This window comes from Micrococcus sp. IITD107 (assembly GCF_041927415.1).
GTDB classification, from domain to species: domain Bacteria; phylum Actinomycetota; class Actinomycetes; order Actinomycetales; family Micrococcaceae; genus Citricoccus; species Citricoccus terreus.
In genome coordinates, this window is the sequence record NZ_JBHFFN010000004.1 from 108519 (window position 1) to 124954 (window position 16436).

Below are 16436 nucleotides of genomic sequence, written 5' to 3' on the forward strand. Positions count from 1 at the left end.
CATGGGCGCCAGCGTAACCGTCAGTTCAGCGCACCGACCAGAGGTCGATCACCACACGGTCCGGCTCCCGGCGGCCGGATCCGATCACCACGGTGGACTCCAGCCAGGACAGCTCCGCGCCGGACACCTCGAACCGGGGCGCGCAGCGGAAGTAGATGCGCTCAGCGGGCACCTGCTCGCCCCGGACCAGCGCGGCCACGTCCTCGGCGGATCCTGTGCGATAGGCCAGGTTGGTCACGAACACCCGTTCGCCGGTGTCCGACTCGATCACGTACCGGGCGTCCAGGTCCGTCACCGTCTCGGAGCGCAGCACCTGGAAGTCCGCGCCGCCGGGCAGGATGGTGCCGGTCAGCTCCGGTCCCGTGGCGCTGCCGCCGAGGATGGGGATCATCCGGCGCAGTCCCGCGTGGGTCTGCCCGACCTCCACCGGGGTGCCCACCAGGATCTCCAGGTGGGTCAGGTACTCCAGCTCTGGGGCAGCGAGCCCGCCGCTGTGCGGATCAGCCATCAGCCGCGGCGGCCCTCGGGGCGGGTGGAGTCGTCCACGATCGGGGTGGATCCGGTGTCCGTGCGGCGCGAGACCGGGTCCTGGTCCGTGCCGTGGGTGGCCGGATCCGCATCCCGCACGGGCTTGACGCCACCGGTGCGCTGCTGACCGCCGGTTCCGGACGAGCCGCGTCCGCCACCCTCCACCGCGTCGCCGCCCTGCTCAGCGACCCCTGCTCCCCCGGCCCCCTGGCCGCGGTGAGCCGAGGCACCTGCCAGAGCGTCGTCGTCGTGGTGTCCGTTCTGACCGCCCTGGGCCAGAGCGGCGCGCAGCTCATGCAGCGGCAGCGCAGAGGTCTCGGTGGAGACCGCTCGGCGGGTGCGGGTCTGCTGCCTCTCCGGGACCAGCTCGTCGCGCCACTGGGGGTTGCGGTCCAGGTAGCCGATGGGTGCGTGCTCGCCGAAGTGGTCGGCGTCGGCCTCGTCCCAGTCGGCGGCCCAGCCGCGCGGGGGCTCGTTGAGCAGCTCGTCCTCGCGCAGCCAGTGGTAGATCGAGGCGTAGGAGCGGGTGTTCAGGTGGTCCACGCGGCGGCGCAGCATGCGGGTGTTCAGCTGCGAGGGCTCGGTGACGCCCATGGACGCCATGATCTGGACCGCCTCGCGCACGGTGAGCTTGTGGTAGTTGTGCACGCGGTGGGACTTGTCCTCCACGTCCAGGGCCTTCATCAAGCGCTCATCCTGCGTGGCCACGCCCACCGGGCAGTGGTTCGTGTGGCACTTCTGTGCCTGGATGCAGCCGGTGGCCATCATCATGGCGCGGGCGGACATGGTGAAGTCCGCGCCCTGGATCAGCCGCTTGACGATGTCCGAGCCGGAGACCACCTTGCCGGCAGCACCGATCTTGATCATGTGGCGCAGACCGGCGCCGACCAGGGCGTTGTGCACCAGCATCAGGCCCTCGGTCAGAGGGGTGCCCACGTGGTCGGAGTACTCCAGCGGGGCCGCGCCGGTGCCGCCCTCGGAGCCGTCCACGATGATGAAGTCCGGGGCGATCCGCTCCTCCCACATGGCCTTGCACATGGCCAGCACGTCCGTGCGGGAGCCCACGCAGAACTTGATGCCCACGGGCTTGCCGCCGGAGAGCTCGCGCAGCTGGCCGATGAACCGGACCATCTCCCGGGGCGTGCGGAAAGCGGAGTGCGAGGCTGGGGAGACGCAGTCCTCGCCGACCGGGACTTCACGGGCCTCGGCGATCTGCGGGGTGACCTTGGCGCCGGGCAGCACACCGCCCAGTCCGGGCTTGGCGCCCTGGGAGAGCTTGATGGTGATGCCCTTGACCTCCGGCAGGGTGGCTTTCTCGGCGAACCGCGCCGGGTTGAACTTCCCCTCCGGGGTGCGGCAGCCGAAGTAGCCCGAGCCGATCTCCCAGAACAGGTCCGCGCCGTTGCCCTGGTGGTACTTGGTCAGTCCGCCCTCGCCGGTCTCATGGATGAATCCGCCCATGCCGGCGCCCTTGTTCATGGCGAGCACGGCATTCTTGGACAGCGAGCCGAAGGACATCGAGGAGATGTTCATCAGCGAGATCTCGGCCGGCTGGGTGCAGTCCGGACCGCCGATCCGCACGGTGGGGATCTGCTCCGGCGGGTTCACGGGGGCGGTGGAGTGCAGCAGGAACTCGTAGCCGATCTCGCCGGTGTCCCGTTCGGTGCCGAAGGCCTTGTGGTCGTCCTGCCCCTTGGAGCGGGAGTAGACCAGGGAGCGGGAGTCGCGGTCGAAGGGCTTGCCGTCGAAGTTGCGCTCGATGAAGTACTGCTGGATCTCCGGCCGGATGGACTCCAGCAGGTAGCGCATGTGCCCGAGCACCGGGAAGTTGCGCAGGATCGCGTGGCGCTTCTGGGTCATGTCCCAGATCCCCAGGATCAGCAGCGCCACCACCACGGCGGCCAGGATGTACCAGCCCGCAGAACCGAGGTTGGCGGCCAGCAGCGTGGCCACGGCGAGCAGGGACAGACCAGCGATGATCAGCAGACGGTTGTTCACCCGTCCATCTTGCCCCGGTTCAGGTGATTTGTCTCACTGGGTGGACGGTGTGCTCCTGGCTGCCCCGATCAGATCAGTTCGTCGCCGTCAGGTCCAGGTACGTGGGAAGAACGGCCACCAGCACACAGGCCAACCACATGACGACGCCCCACGCCAACACTCTCCACGGCACCCAGGTGCCCCGCGCCGTCGCGCGGCTGAAGTGCACCGGCAGGACCGAGTAGAGCAGTGAGAAAGCGAACAGGCCGGCCGCAGAGAACGGGAACGCCTGGATTTGGGCAGCTGCAGCCGTGGCCTGGGCGACCGTGAGGTCCAGGCCGACCCCCGTCAGGCTCCGCATGCCTTCTGACCAGGAGTCGAACAGCCCAGTCGACGAGAACATCATGCCCGCCAGCATTCCCAGCACCACTAGCCAGCCGAGCAGGCGCATGCTCATCAGCGCTCTTCGGCGTTTCGGGGACATGGGGGTCATCCGGGCGATATCGGCGCCCTGACCCGTACCCTGTGCCGCGTCCCCGAGGACCCAGGCGACGAACGCCACCGCTGCGGGGACAGAGGCCAGCTGTCCACCCAGCGTCATGGTGACCATGCTCCAGGCCGGGGCGGGACTGGCGGCGTCGGCTGGCGAGAGTCCACTGAGACCTGCCAGCATCCCCACGAACGGCACACCCCAGAGGGCGTAGGTCAGCGAGAGGACCAGCCCGATGATCAGGGATATGAATCGGCGTGCCTGCCAGGGCAGATGCATAGGTTGTGCCTTTCCGTGGCCGCCTCGGCCGGCCTGGTTCGTACGCGATGGGGAGTTCTCCCCATCGCGCTGGTCCCCCCCCCCCCCAGAGAGGAAAGGAGGTCGAACGACATGACCACGTACAACTTGATTCCTGACCAGGTCGGGGTCGTTGCAACGAACACCCAGGCGGGGCTGTCGGAGATGGAGACCCACCGCAGCTCTGCAAGCACGGGCATCGATGAGGCTGCAGCTTCGTCTGAAAGCCCCGAGGTCGCTGCAGCGTTGTTCAACGTCTGGAACGTCCTCCTCGCACCCCAGTTCGAGGGTGCTGAACAGCGGTTGTCCACCATGGTGAGCGGATTGACGAACCTGGCCTCTGAGTACGACAACGCCAACAGGGTGATGATGGACCGGGCCGTTGCCGAAACAGGTCAAGTTGTCGACGTGGTGATCGAGGACGGCAAGCAGGCATGAGCGTTGCACCCGGACCAACTGAGAGGGCACCGACATGGCATTGAAGACCGATGGCCTCTACGCAACCTGGCCGATCGGCTCTGAGGTGCGCGCAGACGGCGAGAAAATCGCCAAGGCAGGTACGGACTACTCCAACCTGATCAATGACGAACAAGGAACGTGGGATGCCGTCGAGGGCTGCTTCTTTCAACCTGCTGATCAAGTGGAGACGGTGAAGTCCGCCTATGACGACCTGATTGTCCATGGCTTGGTCGTTGCCAATGCCCCGGGCGAGATCAGGGACGCGCTGACGGCCTACGGTGACACTGTTGACGAGTTGCAGAGTGATCGTCGCCACATCACGGGGAGGGTGATCGACTATAACCAGTCGGTCAGAAACTGCGAAGTCAGTCCCGACTCTGGACCGCTCTCGGAAGCCTCCATCCAGGCTGAGATCGACCGGGTGGTGAACGCGTTGCAGACGGCCAAGGATTCTTGCGCCAAAGCAATTGCCGAGATTCAGGCCAGCGTCGACACCCAGATTCTGAACGGACCCGTTCCTACGGCTGTGCAGTTCGCAGCCGGTGAGGGCCTGGACGCCCTGGATTTCAAATCTGTCAGTTACACGACGTTCACGTCGGTCGAGACTCTGCAGAACCGCAATTGGGCCAATCGAATCCGGAACACCCAGATCTCCTTCGATCGGGCTGGCGGATTCCCCTGGATTGAAGCGGACCGTCCGGCTGGCAGCACATCACGGACCACACATCATGCTCCGACTGCCGGAACTCGAACACAGAGCAACTACATCATGCCCATGCCCGCATGGTGGATGACGAAGATCCCCGGACGAGTCGGCCGCTTCTATCAGTCCAGAGTGGGAGACGGATACTCTCTCAAGGGAAACACCACCGTAGAGGCTGACAAGTCACCCTGGTGGTCAAAAGACCCGCGCAAGACCACCACGACCACCACGACACAGCATCGAACCGACGCCATCGACAACGCTGGTGGAAGGTGGGCCACCGCCGGACGCTTCCTCAGCAAAGCCGGATTCGTAGGAGACATCGTCGGCTTCGGCTTCACCGTGCACGATGAGAACGCCCAGGCACTAAACGAAGTGCACACGGATCCGCACTACGCCCATCTGACGGTCGGGGAAAAGCAGGCCGAGGTGGTTCAGAGGCGCAACGTTGCGGTGGCAAGCAACACCACGATCGATCTGGGCATCGCCGGTGGTGCCGCATTGGCTGGCGCGGCAATCGGCGGTCCAGCCGGTGCGGCTGTCGGCTTCGTCGGGCACTGCTCTGCTGGCTGCCGGACCGACACCCCGAGATCTCCTGGATGGCGTCGGTACCCTGCCGGAGTCTCATAGCCTCACGCTGGTGCGGGTGGATAACCAGTCTGTCCCCCGGTTCGCTGTCGCCTAGTTGGGCCTGGGACCCTCGTGGCGTGTGGATCTCTCCGACGCGCCGCTGACCGTCAAGGAGCTCGATAGGACGCGGGACACCGGACGCATGGTTGCTCTGACATCATCTTCGGCTGCAGCTCGCCGCTGCGAAGGGGCGCCCGTCCTGGACGTGCACCTCGACCAGGACGATGCCCAATCGGTTTTCTCCCTCATCATGATCGATGGAGTAGGACTCTTCCAGCCCGTCCCTGCCGATGACAGCGCGATGACAGACGCCAGCTTGCTCCGCCTGGTGACGGCCGGCTCTCGAGCCGTCAGTGATGTCATTATCGGAATCGTCTCGCAGGCAGTCTCTGAAGAGTGAGAGACCTGAGAATGGATAAGGTCACCAGATGTGGGGCGCCGGTTTGCGAGAACCGGGCAGGGCGGCGTCCACGCGCCACTGGTGCAGCCAGTCGGGGATCTGACGGCCGTCCGGGTTGGGCTGCCCCAGTTCCTGCTCCACGGCGCGGAGGATGTCCTCGTTGGAGACCGGTCCGTCCTTGCTGACCAGTCGGGTGGCCACGTAGGCACGGACGTAGATCTCCCCGTCCACCACGAAGCGCTGCTCGAACCAGACCGACTTGTCATCGGTGCCAAGCATCTTGGTCTCCAGGGTGTACTGCTGCCACAGGTTGATCGAGCGGCGGAAGGTGATCTGTTCGGACTGCACCACCGGGGACCACTTGTTGCGGCGCATCAGGTCCCAGACGCCCGAGCGCATCATCAGGTCGAACCGGCCCAGGTCCATCAGGGAGAAGTACATCCCGTTGTTGATGTGCACGGCCACGTCCACGTCCGTGGGCAGGGCGCGCAGCGGGAGGGACGAGGTGTCCCAGATGGTGAGCTTGGACTTGCGGCGGGCGCGGATCAGCAGCAAGAGCGTGCGGAAGATCAGATGCATGCTCCCCATGGTGCCACGGTTGGTTACTGACGAGTAGCCTGCGAGGTCGGAGCGGCGATGATCGATCCTCAGGAGCCGGAGAACAGCTCGCGGAGGTCGTCGGCGGTGATGGACTGGCTGAATGCGGCGTCCTCGTCCGTCAGAGAGCTGAACAGGGCGGCCTTGCGCTGCTGCAGGGCCAGCACCTTCTCCTCAATGGTGCCCTCGGCCACGAGCCGGTAGACCATGACGTTCTTGGTCTGCCCGATCCGGTGGGCACGGTCGATCGCCTGTGCCTCGGCTGCGGGGTTCCACCAGGGGTCCAGCAGGATCACGTAGTCCGCCTCGGTCAGGGTGAGTCCGAACCCTCCGGCCTTGAGGCTGATCAGGAACACGGAGGCGTTGCCCTCGCGGAACTCATTGACCACGTCGCCGCGGTTGCGCGTGGAGCCGTCCAGGTACGAGTAGGTGACGCCCGCAGCGGAGAGCCGTTCGGCCACCCGGCCCAGGAAGGAGGTGAACTGGCTGAACAGGATGACCCGGTGCTGTTCGGCCAGGATCTCCTGGAGCCGTTCCATCAGGTCCTCGAGCTTGGATGAGGGCACCTCGGCGTACTCCTCGTCCACGATCGCCGGGTCCAGGGCCAGCATGCGCAGCAGGGTCAGAGAGCGGAAGACGATGAACCGGTTCTTGTCCAGGTCCTGGATGAGGCCGAGGACCTTCTGCCGCTCACGCTGGAGCACCTGGTCGTAGAGGCGGCGGTGCTTGGGCTGCAGGGGCACCTCGACCACCTGTTCCTGCCGTTCGGGCAGGTCCTGGGCGACCATGTCCTTGGTGCGGCGCAGCATGAACGGCCGGATCCTGCGGCGCAGCCGGGCCATCCGCTCCTGGGCGCGGCGTGCGCCGTCGTCCGAGGGGTCTGGGTCCTCGATCGGCTTGATGTACTCCTGGGAGAACACACGCGGGGAGGCGAACAGGCCCGGTGCAGTGACGTTGAGCAGGGCCCAGAGGTCGGAGAGCGAGTTCTCCATGGGGGTGCCGGTGATGGCCAGCCGGAACGGCGCCCGCACGGCTTTCACGGCTCCGTGCACCTTGGATGAACGGTTCTTGATGAACTGGGCCTCGTCAGCGATCAGTCCGGTCCACTCCAGCGCTCCGTACTCCTCCTCGTCCAGGCGGAGCACGGCGTAGGAGGTGACCACCACGTCGGCCCCGGCCCGAGCTTCGGCGAGGTCGGTCTTGCGCTTGCGGGCGGTGCTGTCCAGCACGCGCACGTCCAGTCCGGGAGCGAACCGGGCTGCCTCCTGAGCCCAGACGGAGACCACGGAGGAGGGCGCGACCACCAGGAAGGGCGGATCCTCCGGGCGCAGCTGGCGGGCGCGGACCACCAGGGCCAGGGTCTGCAGGGTCTTGCCCAGTCCCATGTCATCGGCCAGGATCCCGCCCAGGTGGTGCTCGTAGAGGAAGCTGAGCCACTGGTAGCCCTCGAGCTGGTAGGAGCGCAGGGTGGCGTCGAGTCCGGGGGGCGCCGGGACCTCCGGGATCTGCTCCAGGTCCCGCAGCGCCCCGACGGTCTCCCGCCAGCTGACCGCCTCGAGCGACTCCTCGGCCAGGTCCTCGAAATCCTCCCACAGGGTCACCTGATAGCGGCTGATCCGGGGCTTGTCCGGCTCCCACTCCCCCAGCTGCTGGGCCTCGGCGATCAGGTCCCGCAGCTGGTCGAAGACGGGGTCGTTGAGGTTGAAGTAGGTCCGGTCCGGCAGGATCACGGACTTCTTGCCGCCAGCGAGCGCGGAGAAGACGTCCACGAAGGGGATGAGCCGCTCGCCCAGGGTGATCTCGAAGCCGAGGTCGAACCAGTCGGTGCGGGTGGTGTCCTCGGTGGTCATCTGGGTGATGCGCACGCGCGGCGCCCCGGTGAGCTCCTCATAGTCGGGCAGCTCTCCGGTGACGTTGACCTCCACGTGGTCCACGTCCAGCAGCTGGGGCAGGATGTGCTCGGCGAAGCGGGCGGTGGCCACCCCGTCCAGGGTCTGCTCATCCGTGGCCAGCGCGTCCGGCCAGATCAGTCGCACGGCCTCCAGCACAGTCTGCTCGTGCTGCAGCTGCCGCCCAGCGCCGACTCCCCTGCGCAGCACCGGCAGCTGCCGGTCCGGGGCGCTGTACTGCCAGAACCAGCGCAGTTCGGTGCGGTCATCCCCGGAGTAGACGGCCTGCAGCACCAGCACCGGCGGGGCCACCTCGGCCAGCTTCACGGTCTGGTCCGCACTGGTCACCTGGACCTGGGCCTGCAGACGCGGGGTGAACTCCCGCAGGAACTCACCCTGTTCCTCGCTCGGGATGATCATCTGCCCGCCCCGGTCCAGCAGCTCCCGAGCGGGGGCGGGGATCTCGTCCGCCGTGGGAATGAGCCGCAGCCGCACGGACCCCTTCGAGCTCCGGCCTGGGGACTCGGGCAGCTCCACGATGAACACGCCATAGGGGCCCACGCGGCGCGGGGTCTCCAGCTCCTCGCCGTCCGCCCCGACGACGACGCGCACGGCTATCGGTGAGGGCCCCTTCGTGACGGTGTCCAGGGAGGCGGCCGGATCCGTCTCGCCCAGGTCCAGGTGGACGGAGGCCTGATCGGTGGCGAGACTGACGTGCCCGAGGATTCCCCGGGGGTCGAACTCCACGCCGAGTGCCACGGCGCGCTGGAGCAGCAGCCAGGCGGCGGGGCTGCGGAAGCTCTCCCACTGCAGTTCGGCCTCGCTGCCATGCAGGTGCGGATTGTCTGCCTGGTAGAGCCGGTAGAGCTGGCCGAAGATGTCTGCGTGGTCCCGGCGCAGTCCGAACTGGGTGCCGGGGTACTGGAACGCGCGCCAGGTCAGTCCGCCCTTGATCCAGTTGTCCTTGGCGCCGGGTTTGAGCGGGATCAGACGGAGGCTGAAGCGGTTCTCCGGGTTCGTCAGGTCCTCGAGCGTGGTGGCGGTGGCACCCCAGCGGCGCGCACCGGGCTGGGGTTCGGTGCGCAGCTCCACGCCGATCGCCAGGGGCATCTCAGCGGCGGGCCGTTGGGTGAGGGGCCCGCGCGATCCCGCTCCCCCGGGGTTGCCGGAGAGCACCTGCCGCCAGGACGGCGGTGCCGGTGGCTGGGGTGCCTGGTAGGGCATCGGCGCAGCACCCGTGACACGGGACCTGGCCGAGGTCAGCGCCTCCGGTGGACGCACCTCATGGGAGCCCGGCAGGCGCAGGTCTGCCGGGTTGTAGGGTGCAGAGCCCGGGTCGTACTCGTCCCCGTCCCGACCATTCACCTGCTCCGGTGCGTGATCTGCGAGAGGTGAGGGGCCGTCGTCGGGAAAGCCGTGGGGGTTTGCGGCCCGCAGGGCGCGGCTGGTGGACTCGTACATCAGGGCGGCCACATGCTTGCACTCCGGTGCGACGGGGCAGGTGCACGAGCTGCGGATGGGACGCCAGAGCCGGACGGAGGCGGGGCCGGTGATGGTCTGTTCGTCCGCGTCCGGCCAGAGGATGACCGCGGCACCGTAGGCGTTGTTGCCGCTGCCGGCGACCGTGCCGAACAGGGTGCCCTGGAGCTGACGCTTGCCCTCGCGCGTGGTGCCGGTGCCGTCGATCGACCACTGCAGGCGGGTGACGGCGCCCTCTTCGGCGTAGATCCAGCCACGTTGGGCAGACTGCGGACCCACGAGCTCACGGATCTCGGCACGGCTGATCTGCGGGAAGGACGGTGCCTGGGCGTTCTGCAGCGCAGAGTTCCAGTTCGAGCGGGGTGGCTGGGAACGGCCTCCGCTGTAGTTCCGTCGCGACATCATGACTCCATGCTGTCACCTGTGGCGGACGAGGTGGGACGCGGGGGCGGATCTGAGGGGTGTGTGGGGACGGCGGGGGCGGACCGGTCCGCTGTGGAGGAGTCGGGCTGACGTGCTGTGGCCGACCAGGCCAGCCCGGTGCCCACGCCCATGACGAGACCGACGCCCACCATGCCCCAGTTGCCGGAGGCGAGGGACATCAGCACGCCGAAGAGGATGCCGGCCGGCACGGTGAGCAGCAGGCGGCGGGGCGAGGGGGTCATGGGTTCACGGTACTGAACGTCATGCTCGGCGGCGGGGAGCGCTGTGCTGGGTGAGGATGCGTTCGAGCCGTGAGGGGTTGCGCAGATCCAACCAGATCCAGCGGGCCACGTCATGCCCGGCTCGGCGGAGAGCATCCTCGCGTCGCTTCTCTGCCACGACGGTCTCGCTGGGCGGTGTGGAACCGGCGAAGGTGCCGGAGTACTTCTGCAGACCGTCGAACTCGCCGACCAGGCCGGTGGACCTCCAGAGACCGTCCACCCGGGCGATGAGCTGGCCGGCGGCGTCCCGGATCTCCACCTGCGGCTCGGGGAGTTCGAAGCCGAGGTGATGGATGACCACCCGGCTTAGTGACTCACCTGCACTCTCTGCGCGGGCGTCCGCGAGGGCGAGGACCGAGTCGAACCGGAGCTCCTGGGCCCGGGAGGGGAGCGTGTCCCGGAGCGCGGTGACGGTGGTGAGACCATCGGTGTGGCGGTGGAGGTAGGCATCGAGCGGCGGGACGGCGAGCTCGAGGTCGCCGGTGCGCATCAGGGCCACCAGGGCGATGGGTGCTGGGTCGGCGAGGACCGTGCCGACGAAGGTCCCGTCGCTGAGGGTGACCGGGACAGTCTGCGCAGGGTAAGAGGGGTGGCTGGGCAGGTTCCAGTGGCCGTGGACGACGGGAAGATCCGGCAGACGATGCGGGACGGTGCCGGTCTTGGCGAGAGCCCGGCGCAGAGTCTCGGCGGTGGTGCGATTGCCGTAGGGGGATTCTCGCTTGCGGCGTCGCGCTGACGGACGGGCAGCGGCCCGGAAGCTGATGGTGGCGGGCGTGGACACCAGCGGGAGACCATGCACCGCAGCAGCCGAGGCACCGGCCAGGACGAAGGGCTGCTGCACACTCTGGGCGTAGGCAAGGGCATTGAGCAGGTGCCGGTCCCACGGCACAGCCTTCAGCCACACCTCTGTGGGGCAGTAGACCCCGCGTGCCAGACGGACCAGATGCCCACGATGGAAGTCCCGGTCCAACGCTCGGGCGAAGGCTCCGCCGTCTCTGCGGTGGGTCACGATCAGCGGGCTCGAGGACTCGTGACGTCCGGCGGACGGACTGCCTTCGAGAGTGGAAACAGTGGTCATGCGTCCAGACTGGCGAAGGCGCGGCGCACGAGAGTCGGGCCGGCTCCGGATCACGGCCGGACCGTGGACAGCTCGGTGCGCACGGTCCGCTGTGCAGGAACGCGTGGGCTCGTCCGACCGTGGTAGACGGGTGGATCTGAGAATGTGTCGTCTCTGCGACTTGTCGTACCGGCAGTCGGTACGACAAGTCGCAGAGACGACGCAGAATGCTCAGAGGCGGCCCGGGGAGGTGCCCCGGGCCGAACCGATCAGAGCAGGTGGTCGGTCAGGCCGTCCGGGGTGCCGAAGCGGTGGGCGGTGATGGCGATGGCCTGCTCGTGCAGGTACGGAAGCAGCTCCACGTCGCCGGCGGAGACCACCGGGCCCGAGTACACGGCCAGGTCCGGGGACCCCTCCACGGCCTCGAACAGTGCCTTCACCGCAGCGCGGGAGCCCTCCGGATCGCCCGCCCAGTCCATGACCAGGCGCACGCGGGGGTCCCCGCCGCCGTCGGCCGAGGCCGGGACGCGGGTGCGCTGCAAGGCCCGGCCGTGGAACGCGGCGGTGTCCTCCACCACCACGGTCACGTCGCGGGCCGCCCGTAGTGCACCGAGCACCTCCTCGGGCAGCTCGGTGGGGGCGCTCACCGTCAGCGGGGCGTCCGAACGCAGGCCGGCCGCGATCACGCGCAGCAGGTGCACCAGCGGGCCGGACTCCCAGCGGACCAGGGTGGGGACCGGCAGGTGGCGCAGCACGTTGCGCTCGGCGATCAGCCCGGAGATGTCCTCGGCCACGCCGAAGGTCTGCTGCCAGGCGGCCTCGTCCAGGGCTGCCGCGGCCGAGAGCCAGTTCAGCTCCTCCACCGAGGGACCCTCACCCTGGATGCGCCCGGCCGCGGCGATCAGTCGACCTGCCGCGCCGCCGTCGGTCCCTGCCGCGGAGGCGGCCGAGGGGGTCTGCAGCGTGGAGCGCAGGATCGGCTCGTCATGCCACGTGCCCAGCCCGTGCAGGTAGTGCGGGCCACCGGCCTTGGTGCCCGCACCCACGGCGGAGCGCTTCCAGCCGCCGAAGGGCTGACGCCGCACGATCGCCCCGGTGATACCGCGGTTGACGTACAGGTTGCCGGCGTTGACGTTCTCCAGCCAGTACTCGATCTCCTCCGGGTCCAGGCTGTGCAGGCCGGAGGTCAGTCCGTAGTCCACGGCGTTGACCAGGCCGACGGCCTCCTCCAGGGTCTCGGCACGCATGACGCCCAGCACCGGTCCGAAGTACTCGGTCAGGTGCGCATCCGCACCCGGCTGCACGCCGGAGCGGATGCCCGGGGACCACAGACGGCCGGTCTCGTCCAGCTGCTTCGGCTCCAGCTCCCAGGACTCGCCCTCGCCCAGCTGGGTCAGACCGCGCTGGAGCTTCTCGCCGGGCTTCTCGATCACCGGGCCCATCTGCGAGCGCGGGTCGTCCGGGTAACCCACGTGCAGGGAGGCTGCGGCGTCCAGCAGCTGGCGGTGGAACCGCTCGGAGGTGCCCACGGAGCCGACCAGGATGACCAGCGAGGACGCCGAGCACTTCTGTCCGGCGTGGCCGAACGCGGAGTTCACCACGTCCTTGGCGGCCAGGTCCAGGTCGGCACTGGGGGTGACGATCAGCGCGTTCTTGCCGGAGGTCTCGGCCAGCAGCGGCAGGTCCTTGCGGAAGGAGCGGAACAGCTGAGCGGTCTCGTACCCGCCGGTGAGGATGACCTTCTCCACGTCCGGGTGGGCGATCAGGCTCTCGCCGATCTTCTCCTCGCCGCTGCGGTCCAGGGTCAGGAAGGAGACCAGGTGGTCGGCGTCCTGGACCCCGGCCTCGCGCAGGCCCTCGCGGATGGCCTCGAACGCCACGGCGCCGGTACGGGCCGACTGCGAGGCGGGCTTGAACACCACGGGCGAACCGGCGGCGAGCGCGGCCAGCACACCACCCACGGGGATGGCCACCGGGAAGTTCCACGGCGGGATGACCAGGGTCAGCTTGGAGGGCTGGAACGTGGCGCCGCGCACCTCGTCCAGTCCGCGGGCCAGACGGCCGTAGTAGCGCGCGAAGTCGATGGCCTCGGAGATCTCCGGGTCACCCTGGTCCAGGGTCTTGCCGGTCTCGGCGGCGGCCACCTCGAGCAGGTCCGCTCGGCGCTCCTCGAGCTTGTCCCCGATCCTCTGCAGCACGGCCTCGCGCTCGGTCCCGGAGAGGGCACCCCAGGCCTTGCCGGCCTGCACAGCCTTCCCGACGACGTCCTGCACCTCGGCAATGGTGCTCACCTTGGTCTCGCGGACCGTGTCCACCCCCAGGGTGGAGGTGGGGATGTTGGCGATGATCTGGCGTCCCCATTCGCGGTTGGCCGCCAGCGAGGGGTCGGTGTCCGGGGTGTTGGCGAAGCCGTCCACCGGTGCCGGGACATCGCCCAGGTCCCCGGCCAGACGGTTCTGGTTGCGGGCCGGCGCCGGGACGGTCAGGTCCACGTCCTGCACGGAGGCCAGGAACCGCTGCTCCTCACGGGCGAACAGGCGCTGGTCTGAGTCCAGTTCGAACACGGCGGACATGAAGTTCTCCTGGGACGCGCCCTCCTCCAGGCGGCGGACCAGGTAGGCGATGGCCACGTCGAACTCTCCGGGGTGCACCACGGGGGTGTAGAGCAGCAGCGAGCCGACGTCCTTCTTCACGGCCTCGGCCTGACCGGTGGCCATGCCCAGCAGCATCTCGAACTCCACATCCGGTGCGTGCCCGGGTGCCGACTGCTGGGCGCGGGGCACCTGGGTGCCGCTGCCTGCAGACGGCGAGGTGCCGTCGTCGGGCTGGCTGTCCTTCACGTCCTCCGGCCACGCCGTGGTGAGCCCACGCTCCCGGACCAGCAGCAGGGACAGGGCGACGTCGAAGAGGTTGTGCCCGGCCACGCCGATGCGCACGTTGCGGGTGCGCTCGGGTGTCAGGGCGTAGTTGAGCACGCGCTTGTAGTTGGCGTCGGTGGCCTGCTTGGTGGGGCAGGTGGCGACGGGCCAGCCCATCAGGGAGGCCTGCATCTGCTCCATGGGCAGGTTGGCGCCCTTGACCACGCGGACCTTGATGGGCGCGCCACCGGCCTCCACGCGGCGGGCGGCCCACTCCTGCAGGCGGATCATGGCGTCCAGCGCGTCCGGCAGGTAGGCCTGCAGTACGATGCCGGCGGGCAGGTCCTTGAGCTCGGGCTGGTCCATCAGGCGCATGAACACGGCCAGGGTCATGTCCAGGTCGTGGTACTCCTCCATGTCCAGGTTGATGAACGTGGAGGTGTGGTTCTGGGCGGGGTCCTGAGCCTGGCTGGCGGCCAGCTGGTAGAGCGGCAGCAGGTGCTCGGTGACCTCGGTGACGGCCTGGTCGAACGCCCACGGGCTGTGCGGGGCGGTGGCGGCGGAGACCTTGACCGAGACGTAGTCCACGTCCGGACGCTCGATCAGCGTGCGGATCCCGTCCAGGCGGCGCTCGGCCTCCTCCTTGCCCAGGATGGCCTCGCCGAGCAGGTTGATGTTCAGACGGGTGCCGGGCTGCTTGAGCTTGGCGATCGAGGGGCCCAGCTTGGACTCGGTGGCGTCCACGATCAGGTGCGAGACCAGCTCGCGCAGCACCTTGCGGGCCACCGGGACAGCCACCTGGGGTACGAACGGGGCGACCTTGCCGCCGGCGCCCATGGCCGACTTCATGTACCAGGGCAGGAAGCCCGGGACCATGGGGGCCAGCTCGCGCAGCGCCTCAGCGGCGATCTTGGGGTCCTCCGGGCGGACCACGCGGTCCACGAAGCCCACGGTGAAGTCCAGACCGTTGGGGTCCTTGAGCACTCCGGCCAACTGGCGCGCGGAGAAGTTCGCCGGGTACTGACGGGCGTCCTGCAGCCAGGTCTTGACCTGCTCGACGGCGGCCGGGGCCAGGCGTCGCAGGTCAGCCGGGTCTGGGGTGTCGGAGAGCGAGAGCATGGTGGCGCCGGCGCTGGGCGCGGAGTCGTGCGCAGGGGTGTTGGCAGTCATGGAGCGATTGTGTCTGAGAGACACCGTGCGTGAACAGCGAATGTTTCTGCACGGTATCGTTCGGCTTAGACGAACGCTGATGGTGGTTCAGGTGGCACCGTGATTCTGCACCCCCGGACCGGACCCTCACCCCCGTACAGCGGGGTGTGCTTCCGGGGCGGGGGTGAGGAACGATCAGACGGGAGAGTAGATGCTGGAGGTCCGGCGACTGGTGCTGCTGCGGGAGCTGTCCATCCGGGGGTCGGTGACCGCGGTGGCGCAGTCCATGAACATGGCCCCGTCCTCAGTGTCCGCGCAGCTGGCCGTGCTGGAGCGCGAGACCCGGACCGAGTTGCTGCGCCGCTCCGGACGCGGTGTACAGCTCACCGCTGAGGCGCAGGCGCTGGTGGCGCGGATCGACCCCATCCTGGACGCGCTCGAGGAGGCCGAGACCGCCCTGACCCGGGCGCGGAACTCGGTGACCGGGCGGGTGCAGCTGGCCCTGTTCCAGTCGGCGGCGATCGCCCTGCTGCCCCGGGCACTGACGATCCTGCGCGAGCGGCATCCGGAACTGCGCCTGGAGGTGTTCCAGTACGAACCGGAGACCGCCCTGCATGAGACCTGGGTCCGGGACGTGGACGTGGTGGTGGCCGAGCAGTACCCCGGGCACGCCGCCCCGCACTGGCCCGGGCTGGACCGCAAGGAGCTGCTGCGGGACGACCTGCAGCTGGTGGTGCCCGCCGACCTGACCGTGGACGGTGCGGCCCTGCCGAAGGGACGGGAGCTGGAGACCCTGCTGACCGAGCGGCCGCTGCCGTGGGTGATGGAACCAGCCCGGACGGCCACGCGGCACTGGGCCGAGCAGGTGTGCCGCTCCGCCGGGTTCGAGCCGGACGTCCGGTACATCTCCTCGGACCTGCAGTCGCACGTGGGCCTGGTGGCCTCCGGCAACGCGGTGGCCCTGCTGCCCGGACTCATGCTGGTGGACACCCCTGCGGCGGTGCGGCGAATCCGGCTTCCGGGCGACCCACTGCGGACGGTGTTCACCTCCATTCGGTCCTCATCGGCGCAGTCGCCGGCGATCACCGCTGTTCGCGGGATCCTGGAGGAGGCCGCCGCCGAACTCACCCCCGCACCCCGCCGATCATGATCACGACAACTGCCGGTTGAATCGGCGTGTCGCACCATCAACTGCGCACGTGATCTGAAGGGCGGGAGG

Annotated in this window: 12 protein-coding genes; 4 read left to right on the forward strand and 8 right to left on the reverse strand. The window is 68.5% G+C overall.

What is annotated here, in order from left to right:
- Positions 1-25 precede the first annotated feature (25 nt).
- From ACEXHE_RS08815 to ACEXHE_RS08825, 3 genes are all read right to left on the reverse strand, one after another.
- The gene (locus ACEXHE_RS08815; protein ID WP_374785518.1) at positions 26-508 is read right to left on the reverse strand and encodes a DUF3237 domain-containing protein; all 483 of its coding nucleotides are present in this window, start codon (positions 506-508) and stop codon (positions 26-28) included.
- The gene (locus ACEXHE_RS08820; protein WP_374785519.1) at positions 508-2526 is read right to left on the reverse strand and encodes an FMN-binding glutamate synthase family protein; all 2019 of its coding nucleotides are present in this window, start codon (positions 2524-2526) and stop codon (positions 508-510) included. Before ACEXHE_RS08820 ends, ACEXHE_RS08815 begins: the two co-directional genes overlap by 1 nt.
- A 73-nt stretch (positions 2527-2599) precedes the next feature.
- On the reverse strand, positions 2600-3274 hold the full coding sequence (locus ACEXHE_RS08825) for a hypothetical protein (protein WP_374785520.1): 675 nt from the start codon (positions 3272-3274) through the stop codon (positions 2600-2602).
- A gap of 111 nt (positions 3275-3385) precedes the next feature.
- Here ACEXHE_RS08825 and ACEXHE_RS08830 point away from each other — a divergent pair, with 111 nt between their 5' ends.
- From ACEXHE_RS08830 to ACEXHE_RS08840, 3 genes are all read left to right on the forward strand, one after another.
- Positions 3386-3730 carry a hypothetical protein gene (locus ACEXHE_RS08830; RefSeq protein WP_277246468.1) on the forward strand — a complete coding sequence of 115 codons (345 nt, stop codon included), beginning with the start codon at positions 3386-3388 and terminating at the stop codon, positions 3728-3730.
- 34 nt (positions 3731-3764) lie between these two features.
- On the forward strand, positions 3765-5084 hold the full coding sequence (locus tag ACEXHE_RS08835) for a hypothetical protein (protein WP_374785521.1): 1320 nt from the start codon (positions 3765-3767) through the stop codon (positions 5082-5084).
- 79 nt (positions 5085-5163) lie between these two features.
- Positions 5164-5484 carry a hypothetical protein gene (locus tag ACEXHE_RS08840; protein ID WP_374785522.1) on the forward strand — a complete coding sequence of 107 codons (321 nt, stop codon included), beginning with the start codon at positions 5164-5166 and terminating at the stop codon, positions 5482-5484.
- A gap of 21 nt (positions 5485-5505) precedes the next feature.
- Here the strand turns inward: ACEXHE_RS08840 and ACEXHE_RS08845 are convergent, their stop codons facing one another.
- From ACEXHE_RS08845 to ACEXHE_RS08865, 5 genes are all read right to left on the reverse strand, one after another.
- Positions 5506-6063 carry a thioesterase family protein gene (locus tag ACEXHE_RS08845; RefSeq protein ID WP_091695700.1) on the reverse strand — a complete coding sequence of 186 codons (558 nt, stop codon included), beginning with the start codon at positions 6061-6063 and terminating at the stop codon, positions 5506-5508.
- A gap of 68 nt (positions 6064-6131) precedes the next feature.
- Entirely contained in the window at positions 6132-9854 is a 3723-nt protein-coding gene (locus tag ACEXHE_RS08850; protein ID WP_374785523.1) for an SNF2-related protein, read from the reverse strand.
- Entirely contained in the window at positions 9851-10114 is a 264-nt protein-coding gene (locus ACEXHE_RS08855) for a hypothetical protein (protein WP_374785524.1), read from the reverse strand. Before ACEXHE_RS08855 ends, ACEXHE_RS08850 begins: the two co-directional genes overlap by 4 nt.
- Before the next feature lie 19 nt (positions 10115-10133).
- Positions 10134-11231, reverse strand: a complete 1098-nt coding sequence (locus ACEXHE_RS08860) for a hypothetical protein (protein ID WP_374785525.1) — start codon at positions 11229-11231, stop codon at positions 10134-10136.
- Between the two features lie 248 nt (positions 11232-11479).
- The gene (locus ACEXHE_RS08865; protein ID WP_374785526.1) at positions 11480-15238 is read right to left on the reverse strand and encodes a proline dehydrogenase family protein; all 3759 of its coding nucleotides are present in this window, start codon (positions 15236-15238) and stop codon (positions 11480-11482) included.
- A 190-nt stretch (positions 15239-15428) separates the two neighbouring features.
- Here ACEXHE_RS08865 and ACEXHE_RS08870 point away from each other — a divergent pair, with 190 nt between their 5' ends.
- A complete protein-coding gene (locus ACEXHE_RS08870) occupies positions 15429-16367 on the forward strand; it encodes a LysR substrate-binding domain-containing protein (RefSeq protein WP_374785527.1) in 939 nt (312 codons plus the stop codon).
- Positions 16368-16436 lie beyond the last annotated feature (69 nt).

Excerpts from the sequence above, each read along its gene's own strand:
- ACEXHE_RS08860 (WP_374785525.1), bottom strand. The coding sequence starts at position 11,231 with ATGACCACTGTTTCCACTCTCGAAGGCAGTCCGTCCGCCGGACGTCAC.
- ACEXHE_RS08835 (WP_374785521.1), top strand. The coding sequence starts at position 3,765 with ATGGCATTGAAGACCGATGGCCTCTACGCAACCTGGCCGATCGGCTCT.
- ACEXHE_RS08870 (WP_374785527.1), top strand. The coding sequence starts at position 15,429 with ATGCTGGAGGTCCGGCGACTGGTGCTGCTGCGGGAGCTGTCCATCCGG.
- ACEXHE_RS08830 (WP_277246468.1), top strand. The coding sequence starts at position 3,386 with ATGACCACGTACAACTTGATTCCTGACCAGGTCGGGGTCGTTGCAACG.
- ACEXHE_RS08850 (WP_374785523.1), bottom strand. The coding sequence starts at position 9,854 with ATGATGTCGCGACGGAACTACAGCGGAGGCCGTTCCCAGCCACCCCGC.
- ACEXHE_RS08855 (WP_374785524.1), bottom strand. The coding sequence starts at position 10,114 with ATGACCCCCTCGCCCCGCCGCCTGCTGCTCACCGTGCCGGCCGGCATC.
- ACEXHE_RS08825 (WP_374785520.1), bottom strand. The coding sequence starts at position 3,274 with ATGCATCTGCCCTGGCAGGCACGCCGATTCATATCCCTGATCATCGGG.
- ACEXHE_RS08845 (WP_091695700.1), bottom strand. The coding sequence starts at position 6,063 with ATGCATCTGATCTTCCGCACGCTCTTGCTGCTGATCCGCGCCCGCCGC.
- ACEXHE_RS08815 (WP_374785518.1), bottom strand. The coding sequence starts at position 508 with ATGGCTGATCCGCACAGCGGCGGGCTCGCTGCCCCAGAGCTGGAGTAC.
- ACEXHE_RS08865 (WP_374785526.1), bottom strand. The coding sequence starts at position 15,238 with ATGACTGCCAACACCCCTGCGCACGACTCCGCGCCCAGCGCCGGCGCC.